Raw genomic sequence first — 11881 nt, 5'->3', positions numbered from 1 at the left:
GCCCTCACAGCCCACCAGATCCGCGACCAGGAATCCCTGGCAGCGTAACCGAAATAAAACGATGAAACTGTCTCAGAAACTTGACGTGCGCACCTTGGCCATCGCTTTCGAATGTCCGACGGGGGGTGGGCGATGGACGTCTCCGCCGTTCATCTGACGGGGCCGGAGAGAGGTTCGATCGGCCTGCGGGGGTACCGCGCAGGCCGATCGGGGGTGTCACTGGTTGGTGGCGTTGTGACGCCCATACCTTTTATGTGGGATTAGATGAGGTCACCCGTCGGCGCCGGCAGGGGTGGTGGTGGGGGTGATGCCCAACAGTTTGTTGGCAACGTCTGCGTACTTGTTGGTGAACGTGTCGGAGATGTTGACCTTGGAAGTGTCGACGCCGATGGTCTTCTCCATGTCGAAGATCGTCTTGGGGCCGCCGGCGGGCATGATCCCGTCGGGCAGGAACTGACCCTTGTCCTTGTCCAGCGCGGAAACGTATTGGTCCTTGCTGATGGTGCTGTTCTGGACGTAAGAGGTGGGCAGCTTGTCGGCGATTTCTGCTGCCGCGTGGCTGCTGATCCAATGCATGGTCTCCACCAGTGCGTTGACGACCTTCTGCGCCGCGTCCTCGTGGGTCTTGACCCAGTCGGCTTGTGCCAGGAGGCCGGCGGCCGGCGCCTCACCGCCGAGGGCGGCCTTGGCTCCCTCAGCGGTGGCGAGGTCGATCGTCGAAACGGCGAGGTTCTTGGTCTCGAGGGCACCCACGGTCGGCTGTGTGGTCATGACGCAGTCGGCGGTGCCGCGCTGGATGGCCGCGATCGCGGTTGCTCCGGAGCCGACGGCGAGCGTGTGGTAGTCCTTCGTCGAGAGACCCGCCTTCGAGGCGAGGAATTGGGTCAGCTCATCGGTTCCGGACCCGAGGTCGGTGACCCCGATGGTCTTGCCTTTGAAGTCGGCTGCGGATTTTACGTTGGCATTGGGGCTGCACATCACCCGTTCCCCCGGGGCGCCTGAGAGCTGCACGAGGTTGATCACGTTTTTGCCCTTGGCCTGGAAATCGATCGTGTGAATATACCAGGCACCGGTCATGTCGACCTGGCCCGAGGCCATCGCGTCCTCGGCTCCGACGCCGCCGTGCTGCTCGGTCGAGAGTTCGACGTTGACTCCGTACTTCTTGTAGTAGCCCAACTGTTCAGCGAGCTGGTAGGGCAGGTAGATCTGCTTGTCGATGCCGCCAACCATGAGCTTCACGGTGGGCATCGAGCTGGTGTCGCCGGCAGCGCCGCCGCTTGCGGGGCTGCTGCCGCTCCCGGAGCTGGTTCCGCAGGCCGCTAGGCTCAGTGCGATCACTCCGGCAGCGCCGACGGCGTAGATCTTGTTCTTCATCATGGACGTACGTTTCCTTTGTTTATGTTGAGGATTCGGGTGATGGGTAAGTGGAATGGTCGGCGGCGAACGTCAGATCGCCTGTGCTTCAGATCGGCTCGGCGGCCGCCATTTGAGCAGCGAGTTCTCCAGCAGGGAGATAAGGTATTCCGCGCCGAGGGTGACCACGGCGATGATCACCATGCAGGCGAAGACCGTGTCGGGATTGAAGGTCCCCTGCGCCTGACTGATGATCAGCCCGATTCCGTGCTGGGCGCCGAGCACTTCGGCGACGAGCGCGCCGATGATCGCGAAGCCGAACGCGCTGTGCAGGCTCGCGATGATCCACGTCATCGCCGACGGGATGGTCACGTGGACCGCGACCTGAAACGGCGATGCACCCAGCACGCGCACGTTCCCGACCAGGTTCTGGTCCACCTCACGGACGCCCTGGAAGGCGTTGAAGAAGACGACGAAGAAGACCAGCACCGCCGCGAGGAGCACCTTCGGGAAGGTTCCGAGCCCGAACGCCACGATGAAGATCGATCCGAGCACGATCCTGGGGATTGAATTCACGATCCGGATGTACGGGCCGACGACGGCTGAGAGGTACTTGTTCGAGCCCAGGAGGATTCCGAGCACGACCCCGACGAATGTGCCGAGCAGGAAGCCCATGAAGGCCTCCTGCACCGTAATCCAGAGGTTCTCCCAGATGGTGCCAAATGCCGTGCCCTCAGTGAAGAGTTGGACCAGGCTGGTCCAGATTCCGGACGGCTGGCCGAAGAAGAACTTGTCGACCCAGCCGACGGCCGTGAACCACTGCCATCCCCCGATCACGATCACCGCCACGACGATCCGCCCGATCCAGATCCACATCGTGCGCCGTCTCATGGCGCGCCGGGCGGAGTCCTGTTGCTCTGTCGGCTCCTCGCGTGTGAGTGCGCCGCGGTGGGTTGTCGTTGTCATGCTGCTGCACCTGCCGTTTGCTTGTAGGCCCGGGTGACCTCATCTTTCAGGGATTCCCAGATCCGGCCCTGCAGTTCCAGGAAGCGCCCCTCGTGGCGGATCTGCTGCACATCGCCGCGCGGTCTGGGAAGATCGATGTCGAAGACATCCTTGATCGTGCCGGGGCTGCTGGTCATGATGACCACCTTGTCGGCGAGAGCCACCGCCTCGTCGAGGTCGTGGGTGATGAACAGGACCGAGGGGCGCAGTTCTTCCCAGAGCTGCAGCAGTTCGTTCTGCATGATCGCCTTGGTCTGCACGTCAAGGGCGCCGAAGGGCTCATCCATCAACAGGATCCGCGGGTTGTTGATCAGCGCCGCAGCCATGGCGACGCGCTTGCGCATGCCGCCGGACAACTGGTGCGGATAGCGGTCCTCGAAGCCGGCCAGGCCAACGCGGCGCAGCCAGTCCATGGCCAGCACGGTGGCTTCGCGCTTGGGCGTGCCGAGCAGGACCGGGCCGATCAGCACGTTGCCCAGGACGGTCTTCCAAGGGAAGAGCGCGTCCGCTTGGAACATGTAGCTGACGCCCTTCGTGATGCCGTCCACGATCTGATCGTGGACGCTCACCGAGCCCGCGCTTGGCTGCTCCAGGCCCGAGACCTGAGCCAGCGTCGTGGACTTGCCGCAGCCTGTCGGTCCGACGATCGCGCAGAACTGGCCGGGTTCAACTTTAAGGTTCACGTCCCGGATGGCAGTGAATATCTCGCCCTTGGGCGTGAGGTAACGCTTGGTCAACCCGACGATGTCGATACCTGCCGCGTCCTCGGCTCTCTCGGGGGCCGCGGGCGGGCGGTGGTGATGGTTAGCATCCATGTGCTAAGACCTCTCTGTCTTTCGGTTCATGTGAGCACTCGCTACCAGACGCGCCGCGCAGGTGCGTCAGGGAATCGAGACGGTCCGGTGTTTCTTCCGGTTCAACGGCATCGTGAAACTACGGTTTTGGTGGTGAAGTTGCCGCACGTTGCCAACGGAAGGCCCGCTCCATGCCGGCCCTCCGGAGTCGGGGGTGGCTTGCAGCAGCCCGGAGCCGGACCGCCGGCCTGCGGGCTGCTTTTTTCTCGTTCTGACACCGTCGTCACTCGGATCCCTTCCTTGGGAGTCGCTTCCTTGCGTGATGTGGATCACGGAAACTATGTAAAGCTTAGAAAGTGATTGTTCGTGCCAGAAGTCTTCAGTAAGATGTGCGCCTTAACAGCAAAAGTGCACGTTTTGTGCGTTTTCTGCAGAAGGGTAAATGCCCGGGCGGGGTGCGGATCCCGGTGAGCCGCGCGTCAGTGGCACCGCGCCTGGGGGCCGGCGGTCTTTCCTTGACCCTGACCACCCAGATCCTCCTGGGTTCGCTCTCGCTGCTGCTGCTCACCGTCGTCCTGGGCGGGTTTCTGTTCACGCTGATCAGCAACCAGACCCTGGAGCGGCAGTACCAGCTGCGTGCCCTGGGCATCGCGACGACCACCGCGCAGATGCCGGAAATCCGCTCCGCCCTGGCGGCAGAGGATCCCAAGCACATCATCGACGGGCTCGCCCGGGAGATCACGGGCGCCGCGCAGTCCGCCTACGTCGTGGTTACCGACCGCAACGGCATCCGGTTCTCTCACCCGGACCCGGCACTGATCGGGCACAAGCTGGAGGAACCCGTCGCCGCACTGGACGGCCAAACCCACGTGGGCTTCAACCAGGGCAGCCTGGGCAGGTCGGCCAACGCCAAGGCCCCGATCTTCGGGGCGGACGGCTCGGTGATAGGCCAAGTGTCGGTGGGCATCGAGGAGACCCAGGTGTTCGAGAACGAGGTCCAGAACATCTGGCTGATAACCGGGTTCTCGGCGCTGGTCCTGGCCCTGGGCGTCGGCGTTTCGCTGTTGCTCTCCCGCCGGATCAAGCGTGTCACCTTCAACCTGGAGCCGGCCGAGATCGCCTCCCTGTTGCAAGAGCGTGAGGCGCTGCTGCACGGGATCCGGGAGGCCGTCGTCGGCCTTGACGACGACGGGAGGGTCACGGTGATCAACGGGGAGGCCCGGCGGCTGCTCCAGATCGAGGGGGTGGCGCTGGGAAAACCCGTCGCCGAACTGATTCCGGAGGGGCGGCTTCGGGACCTGCTCACCGGCAAGATCCCCGGCACCGACCAGGTGGCGCTGACACAGGACGCCCTGCTGGTGGTCAACCGCATGCCCGTCTCGAGCGCCGGGCGGAGCATCGGTTCCGTCGTCACCCTGCGGGACCGCACAGAAATCGAGAGCCTGGTCCGGGACCTGCACTCCGTCCGGGGCCTGATGGAGGCAATGCGCGCCCTGGAGCACGAATACGCCAACCGGCTGCACATCGTCGACGGGCTGCTGGAGATGGGGGACGTGGAGCAGGCCAAAAGCTACGTCTCGCAGGTATCCGCCATGTCCACGTCGCTCGGCGAAGGGCTGCGCGCAAGGATCGCGCCGCCGGAACTGGCGGCCCTGCTGCTGGCCAAGATCACCGTTGCCACCGAACAGGACGTACACATCGAGGTGAGCCCTGAGTCCCGGCTGGAAAACCCGCAGATTGACCAGACGGAACTGCTGACCATCGTGGGCAACCTCCTGGACAACGCCGTGGACGCGCTGGCCAACACGCCCCGGCCGCGCACGGTCACGGTACAGTTTGACGACGCCGACGGCGTTTTCATCGCCGTGCGCGACAACGGCCCCGGCGTCCCGGCAGAGAAGATCGACCAGGTGGTGGTGGACGGCTACTCCACCAAGGACCCGCGGCCGGGAATGCGGCGCGGAATCGGGCTGGCCCTGGTGGCAAGGATCGTGCACCGGGCCGGGGGAACCCTGGACGTGTTCCCGGGACCCGGCGGTAATTTTGAGGTGTGGCTGCCGGCAAACCCGCACCACCGGACAAGGACAGGAGGGGCAGGCATTGATCAAAACATTGGTGGTTGACGACGATTTCAGGGTCGCCGGAATCCACGCGGCCCGCGTGGCCAAGGTTGAGGGCTTCGAATGCGTGGGCCAGGTGTACAGCGCCGCAGCCGCGCGCGAAGCAATCGCCCGTCTACACCCGGACCTGCTCCTGCTGGACGTGCACCTTCCCGACGAGGACGGGCTCTCCCTGCTGCGGTCCCTGCAGGCGGCCGGAACCCTGGTCGATTGCATCATCATCACCGCCGCCCAGGACCTGGCCACCGTCAAGTCAGCCATGAGCAGCGGCGCAGTCTATTACCTCGTCAAGCCCTTCAGCTCTGACCGGCTCCGCACACAGCTGGAGGCATACCAAAGTTGGCGGCAAGAGCTGGAATCCGCATCAACCGCCAACCAAGCAACCGTCGACAGCCTCTACAACGCGCGCTCGGCCGGGATCAGGCCCGCCGCCCCGGCACCCCGCCTGCAGCCCACCATGCAAAAAGCGCTCGACGCCGTCCGTGCCGCCGGCGGTCCAGTCAGCGCCGCGGAGATCTCCGAACGGCTCGGGATCAGCCGCCCGACCGCCCAGCGTTACCTCAGCGCACTCGAACGCAAGGGCCTTCTCATCCTGGACCTCACGTACGGCGGCACCGGCCGGCCGCTGAACACCTACACTGTCCCGCAGCCCTGAACGGCAGGAACCCAGGGTGAAGATCTCACAGCTCCCAACCCAAGCAAGTGAATCTGCGGACCGGAAGCGCCGCCGTGGCTCAGAAAACACCCGCTGCCCGGAGCCGGGTTCTGCCCGTCCATGATGGGGGCAGGTCCGTGGGAGCCTGGTTCAGGCCGCGAGGACCGTCTAGGGGTCCGATACCGGCAGCGGCCGTTATTCTAGTGGTTTGTATTCGTGTGGCGTTCGAGTCCCGGGGACCGAAAGACCCCAGGAACTTCTGCGGTTTCCCGCACCCCTGGGATGGGACCACATCAACCTCACCGGAGACTACACCTGGCCACGCCCCCAACCAACCACATCAAACCCGGCAAATACAGGCCATGCGCATGATGATGCTCCTAACGGGCGAGCTGGATGGATTGTTGGGGCGGGGTGGATGAGTGCTTGCTGCGGCGGATGGTGGCGCCCATGAAGTGCACGACGGCGCTTCGCGGGAGGAAGCGGGCGGCGATGGCCAGGGGACGCCCGTTGGTGATGACCGAGGGGCGGTGCCTGGGCTTGTCCACGGTGTCGATGGCCGCCTTCACCACGTCTTCAGGACGCGCGCGGCGGGTTCCGTAGTCCGCTGCCTGGCTGCCGGCGGCGTCGAAGAATTCCGTGGCCATGGCACCGGGTGAGATGGCGAGGACCCGGAGGCCCGTTCCGCGGGCCTCTTCCCAGAGGGATTCGGTGAAGCTGAGCACGAAGGCCTTGGAGGCGCCGTAGACGCTGAGGTAGGGCGTGGGCATGAAGCCGAGGAGGCTGGCGACGTTGATGAGGATGCTCGTTTCCTGCTTCGCGAAGATGTCGAAGTAGGCGTGGCTGAGGTCCACCAGGGCGGCCATGTTCAGGGTGATGAGCTGCTGGAGGCGTTCCGGGTCTTCCTCGCCGAACGGGTTGTGCGTTCCGAAGCCTGCGTTGTTGACCAGGCCTGTTGCGAAGATCCCCCGGGACTCGAGTTCTGCGCGGAGTGTGCGGCCGGCGTCGGGCCTGTCCAGTTCGCGGGCAATGGTGGTGACCTTGACGCCGTGCTTGGCGGTCAGTTCCTTTGCGAGGGCAACCAGCCGGTCTTCGCGGCGGGCGATCAGGACGAGGCTGGAGCCGCGGGCGGCGAGCTGACGGGCGAATTCCGCTCCGAGGCCGGAGCTGGCGCCGGTGACGATGACAGTCTGTGTGCTGTAGTCAATAGTTTTCATGGACACACTCTATGCAGGGTTCTGCACAAAGTGCAAGTTGTTTCTAAAACTGCACCGTTGTACTATCAGTGCATGCCTACAACGCCTTCTCCCCTCCGCCTGCAGACCCGGGCTGTCGTCCGATCGCTCCTTGCCCAGACCGCGATGGCATTGTTTGCCGAGAGGGGATACAACGAAACCACCGTCGATGAGGTCGCCGCGGCGGCGGGAGTGTCCCGGCGCACTCTGTTCAACTACTTCCGCACCAAAGAGGACCTCGCGCTCAGCGGCCTGTCGGAGCAGGGGGACGTCATGGCCGAAAGGCTCAGCGGTCGCCCTGCAGATGAAAACGCCTGGGTATCTCTGCGCTACGCATTCCAGGTTCTCGACGAGATAGAGGCGACCCCGCAGCGCCGGCTTGAAATCATCTCGATGCTGTTCGACAACGACGCGCTCCGGGCCGGTCATGCTGAGAAGCAGGCGCGGTGGACCGACCTGCTGGCCCCTCTGATTGAGCCGAAGATCCCTGACTCGGGCGACAGGACTTTCGAGGCGAGGGCGATCGTGGGCACCGCCATCACCTGCCTCCAAGCCGCCACGGAGGAGTGGCTTCGGCGCGAGGGAGCAACGCCGATGTTCGACCTGTACGACACCGCAATAGCAGCGGTGCGCACCCTATGACCCACTCCGCTGCCATTTCGCCAGCCGCAAGGCCATCCGTAGCTGCCCTCATCCAGACCCACCTCAAGAAGGCAGACCCGTCATGACACACACTCTCCCCGCCCCTGACTTCAAAAATCTCCAGGACGCATACCGCGCAGAAACGGCTGTGATGCTCGATTTCGTGGGCGGACTGACCGATGCCCAGTGGAACGCACCCAGCAAGGCGGCCGGCTGGAGCATTGCCGACATGGTGGCGCATATCGGCTCCACTGCCCACAATATGTACATCCCCGCCGGCGTCCTCTCCTCCCGCAAGCCCAGCCTCGAAGCAGCCAACGAGGGCCCGGTGGAGGTTCGCCGGAGCTGGAGCAGGGAGCGGGTCATGGCCGAGTTCGCCACCTCGACCCGGACGGCGGACCGCATGCTCAGCCTGGTCCGGCGCACGCCGCTGCGGAACGTCCCCATGCAGCTCAACGAGCTGGGCAAATACCCCATGGCGCTGCTGGTGGGCGGGGCGCTCGTGTTCGATCTCCACACGCACCTTCGCCACGACATGGCTCCGGCGCTGGGGCTGCCCACCCCACCCTCTGACAGCGAACGGATGAAGGCTGTGCTCACCTGGATGACAGCGGTCCTGAGCAACCAGACGGCCATGGCTCCTGTGCCGGGCCTCGATGCAGGTCTCACCCTGACGCTGACCGGCCCGGGCGGCGGCAGCTGGTGGATCGATTCCCACGGCCTCTCGGAGCCCGGAACCAGGACTCCTGCGGCCCGCATTACGGCCCCCACCATCTCCCTCCCCGACTGGGGAACCCAACGCTCATCCTGGCGCGAGGCAGAGGTATCGGTGGAGGGCGACGCCGGCCTGGCCGCCCAATACCTGGACACCGTCAACATCATCTAGGTGGTCGGCACCGGAATGACCCCGGTTTTGTCGACTCCTTCACCTAAGGAGCTGGGTGACCGCAACGCCCGTTAGGGATCGGATTTCGGGCGCTGGTGCGACACCGAGCGGTCACAAAAAGCTGCCACATCGCGATCGAATCCACAGCCGCGAATGCCGGACTTCGACCAACCCCCGGTGAAGCGGCCGTCCCGTCTCGCTAATGGATCCTTTGCTGAGATCGCAACGACTCGGCCTCTTGACGACCGTCTCCTCCAACACCAGCACCGGTCGGCCACGGTGCCTGCGGCCCTGGATTTCATCAGAGAGCCCCGCTCATCCTGCACCCGAATCAGGTCTTGAGCCGGCGAATCAGCAAAAGTTTGAAGCGCCCTCGGGCGCTGTCCTTATTGAATCGTCCTGGACCATCAACCGGGGCAGGGGGATGCCCCTCTACGGCGGTGGAACACAGCGAATTCGTCCATGATGCAGGCATATGAAAGGGCCTCCCGATGGGCTATCCATAATTACCACGAGAGAAGATTACTAAGCGTGCTTGCTTTTTGTTCTGTTCCTGTGGCTATGTAGAGACCGAAGAAGCATTTCCGTCCACGCCACGTTACAAGGGAGACTCCTATGTTGCTTTGGATAGCCATCGTTATCGCAGTTCTCTGGCTTCTCGGCCTTCTCACCAACATCGGCGGCGGGCTTATTCACATACTCTTGGTTGTCGCCGTAGTCGTCCTGATCTTCCACTTCGTCCGCGGCAGGTCCCGCGTCTAAACGAAACCATGTCCCCCGGACACCGGGGCGAGCGCTGGGCCGCAGAGTTCCCGGACAATGGGCCTCTCAAGAGGCGCTCTGCTGAAAGCCGAAACCAGTATGACCGCATGACGCCCGCAAACTTTCTTGTCCTGGCACGCTTCGGGCGTGACACCGGTGAAGCAAGCCAGGATCTCGGCATGCACCCCTCGGCGGTCCTCCCCTGAGGTCGCGCTCTCCCTCGACGGCTTCAGCAGAGCCTCTGACTTTCCGGGCGCGGGATCGCTGCTCGCCCACGGCCCTGAGGCCGACGCGGCGGTTGCGGCAGCCTGATCGCGTTTGGCCTGCTCGCATCCCGCCTGGAGTCTGCTTGCATAAAGGTATGACTGAGCAGCCGCCGGAAGCAGTAACCGAAGACCTGAATCGACTGCGGTCAGCCCTGGCCGCAGTCATCCCCGGTCAGGACAGCGTCCAATCTTCTGGTCGGGACGTGGCGCCGGGCTTGAAATCCGGATACTAAGCATGCTTATGATAGGTTTTATGGCCGTGTTGATCGGCTGCCAACCAGAGGAGGAAGCACCATGGGACTGGGCGACAAGATTGAGAACGCTGCCGAGAAGGCCGGCGGTAAGGGCAAGGAAGCTGCCGGGAAAGCCACGGGCGACGAAAGCCTGCAGGCTGAAGGCCAGGCTGACCAGGCCAAAGGTGATTTGAAGCAGGCCGGCGAAAAGGTAAAGGACGCCTTCAAAAAGGACTGACCTGAATCGCAGACGAAGGGCGCATCTCCGACACGGGGGATGCGCCCTTTGTTGTGCCCCAGCCCAGCAGGGGGATGGCGTACTCAAAGCCGCGCAGTGCGGTGCTGTACTGCGCGTCGGCCAAGGCAGTGGGTAGCCCAGTGCCGCTGACGCGTACCAAAATCGCCCATGTCTTTGAGGTACTTCCGGATGTACACGGAATCTGAGAACATGCAGACAAGTCTCCAGACAAAGGGACAACAACTACAGGACCCCGCAATTCTCACTCACCGAGGTATCCCCTGGAAGACCCACATGCATCCTTTGACCTCGATTCTTATCGTCCTTGCCGCGGCACTGCTCTGGGTCGCAATCACCTCGAGCATGCTTGCCCTTCTCGGTCGCGCTGAACGTCGCTCCGGGCTCCGAGATCCCCGCAAGAATGCCGTCGGTCTAAAGCGCAGGCATGGGAGCATGGGCCCAAGGAAACGGAAAGTACGCCGCGGGCGCCAACCCCGGTGGGTAGCCCTGCACCGCTAAAGCAAATACCCGCCACTCGTGTGCGCGCTGCGGCGGCCGCCTACTGTGAAGCCCGGGGGGCCGGCGGTGAGTGGTGCGGGCCTGAGACCGTTCGCACCACCCCCCCGCCGCCGCCGGTCCCCTTACTCTGCCGCCTCCAAGCGGAATTCGACCCCGCACCTCATGAACCGGATGTTGGTCTCGAACGAAAGGGCCCCGCGGACCCGCAAGCCATCTTCTAGGCGATGATGAACCTTCGTAGCGGCAAGTCAAGGGTCTGGGCGGAAACGACCATCCGGCGGTCAATGGTACGGTCGGCCCTCATCCACACCATTGGCCGCGTGGCACAGCCTGTGATAGTCAGTTAGAACCGCGTCTAGGAGAGCATCATGTCAGTGACCTACACCTTCGACGTATTTTCCAGTCTCGACGGCTTCGGCGCCGCGAGCGGCAACTGGACCGGCTACTGGGGCAAGCAGGGCCTCGAACTGCTTGAGCACCGCCTCGCCCAGTACAGCGAGGAGCAGCGGATGGTCTTCGGGGCCAACACGTATCGGGCATTCGCGGAGGTGCTGGCCTCAAGCAGCGAGGAGTCCGAAGTCCGCGATCCATGGGTCGCTCGGATGAGGAACCTGCCGGCAACGGTGGTGTCGACTACGTTGCACGGACCGCTCGACTGGCCGGACGCGACCGTCGTGAGTGGCGACGCAGTCGAGGTCATCGCACGGCTCAAGGAGGGGTCCGAGGTGCCGTTGCGATCACACGGCAGCCTGTCGATGAACCGGGCACTGATGGCCGCCGGTCTGGTCGACCGCGTTCAGGTGACGATCTTCCCTGTGATCACCGGTCAGACCGGAATGAGCCCGATCTTCCATGGTGCACAGGACTTCGACCTCGAACTGATCGAGAGCCGGACGCTCGACGGCCACACTCAAGAGCTCATCTACCGGCCCACCCTGCACGTCTGAACCCGCCCCTGCCACCACACGTCGGGAATCGAGTACTACAGTGGATGCATGGCTGCCAGCCGCAATCCGCTCGACGACCTGCGCGAAACCATCGGCCATCTGGCCGATCAGCTCAAGCTGCCCGGTTCGGGGCGCGTCGACGACCTGGTCGGCGATCTCGTCGGTGCGAGGCCCTTGCCGGCCCGGCCGTTGTCCGAGGTGCAGGCCGAGCTCGACGCGCTGGTCG

11 protein-coding genes and 1 pseudogene are annotated in these 11881 nt (G+C 63.9%); 8 read left to right on the top strand and 4 right to left on the bottom strand.

The genetic code is table 11. The features are described from left to right. Positions 1 to 270: 270 nt before the first annotated feature. The 3 genes from ABIB26_RS23125 to ABIB26_RS23115 all read right to left on the bottom strand — a co-directional run bounded on the left by ABIB26_RS23125 (position 271) and on the right by ABIB26_RS23115 (position 3173). Positions 271 to 1377 carry an ABC transporter substrate-binding protein gene (locus ABIB26_RS23125; RefSeq protein ID WP_354248491.1) on the bottom strand — a complete coding sequence of 369 codons (1107 nt, stop codon included), beginning with the start codon at positions 1375 to 1377 and terminating at the stop codon, positions 271 to 273. Between the two features lie 69 nt (positions 1378 to 1446). Next, complete coding sequence (locus ABIB26_RS23120) at positions 1447 to 2319, bottom strand: ABC transporter permease (protein ID WP_160670458.1); 873 nt, start codon at positions 2317 to 2319, stop codon at positions 1447 to 1449. Continuing rightward, the gene (locus tag ABIB26_RS23115; protein ID WP_160670455.1) at positions 2316 to 3173 is read right to left on the bottom strand and encodes an ABC transporter ATP-binding protein; all 858 of its coding nucleotides are present in this window, start codon (positions 3171 to 3173) and stop codon (positions 2316 to 2318) included. Before ABIB26_RS23115 ends, ABIB26_RS23120 begins: the two co-directional genes overlap by 4 nt. A 446-nt stretch (positions 3174 to 3619) precedes the next feature. Here ABIB26_RS23115 and ABIB26_RS23110 point away from each other — a divergent pair, with 446 nt between their 5' ends. Both ABIB26_RS23110 and ABIB26_RS23105 read left to right on the top strand, forming a co-directional pair. Next, positions 3620 to 5275 carry an ATP-binding protein gene (locus tag ABIB26_RS23110; protein ID WP_354248489.1) on the top strand — a complete coding sequence of 552 codons (1656 nt, stop codon included), beginning with the start codon at positions 3620 to 3622 and terminating at the stop codon, positions 5273 to 5275. Then, entirely contained in the window at positions 5253 to 5927 is a 675-nt protein-coding gene (locus ABIB26_RS23105) for a response regulator (protein WP_354248487.1), read from the top strand. The genes ABIB26_RS23110 and ABIB26_RS23105 overlap by 23 nt, the downstream gene beginning before the upstream one ends. A 380-nt stretch (positions 5928 to 6307) precedes the next feature. Here the strand turns inward: ABIB26_RS23105 and ABIB26_RS23100 are convergent, their stop codons facing one another. Further along, positions 6308 to 7144, bottom strand: coding sequence for an SDR family NAD(P)-dependent oxidoreductase (locus tag ABIB26_RS23100; RefSeq protein ID WP_354248485.1), 837 nt, complete (start codon positions 7142 to 7144; stop codon positions 6308 to 6310). A 72-nt stretch (positions 7145 to 7216) separates the two neighbouring features. On the opposite strand from ABIB26_RS23100, the gene ABIB26_RS23095 reads away from it, so the two are divergent. The 6 genes and pseudogenes from ABIB26_RS23095 to ABIB26_RS23070 all read left to right on the top strand — a co-directional run. Next, complete coding sequence (locus ABIB26_RS23095; protein ID WP_354248483.1) at positions 7217 to 7804, top strand: TetR/AcrR family transcriptional regulator; 588 nt, start codon at positions 7217 to 7219, stop codon at positions 7802 to 7804. Between the two features lie 82 nt (positions 7805 to 7886). Further along, positions 7887 to 8690, top strand: a complete 804-nt coding sequence (locus tag ABIB26_RS23090) for a maleylpyruvate isomerase family mycothiol-dependent enzyme (protein ID WP_354248482.1) — start codon at positions 7887 to 7889, stop codon at positions 8688 to 8690. A gap of 615 nt (positions 8691 to 9305) precedes the next feature. Further along, positions 9306 to 9452 carry a lmo0937 family membrane protein gene (locus ABIB26_RS23085; protein ID WP_354248480.1) on the top strand — a complete coding sequence of 49 codons (147 nt, stop codon included), beginning with the start codon at positions 9306 to 9308 and terminating at the stop codon, positions 9450 to 9452. A 560-nt stretch (positions 9453 to 10012) separates the two neighbouring features. Beyond that, positions 10013 to 10189 (top strand): CsbD family protein, encoded by a 177-nt coding sequence (locus ABIB26_RS23080; RefSeq protein ID WP_091564729.1) that lies wholly within the window; start codon positions 10013 to 10015, stop codon positions 10187 to 10189. An 887-nt stretch (positions 10190 to 11076) separates the two neighbouring features. Then, a complete protein-coding gene (locus ABIB26_RS23075) occupies positions 11077 to 11655 on the top strand; it encodes a dihydrofolate reductase family protein (RefSeq protein WP_354248478.1) in 579 nt (192 codons plus the stop codon). Between the two features lie 48 nt (positions 11656 to 11703). Further along, positions 11704 to 11881: pseudogene (locus ABIB26_RS23070) on the top strand (AAA family ATPase); the annotation flags it as partial.

This window comes from Arthrobacter sp. UYEF20, from assembly GCF_040546335.1.
In the GTDB taxonomy this organism is placed as follows: domain Bacteria; phylum Actinomycetota; class Actinomycetes; order Actinomycetales; family Micrococcaceae; genus Arthrobacter.
This window is presented reverse-complemented; position numbering and strand designations above follow the sequence as displayed.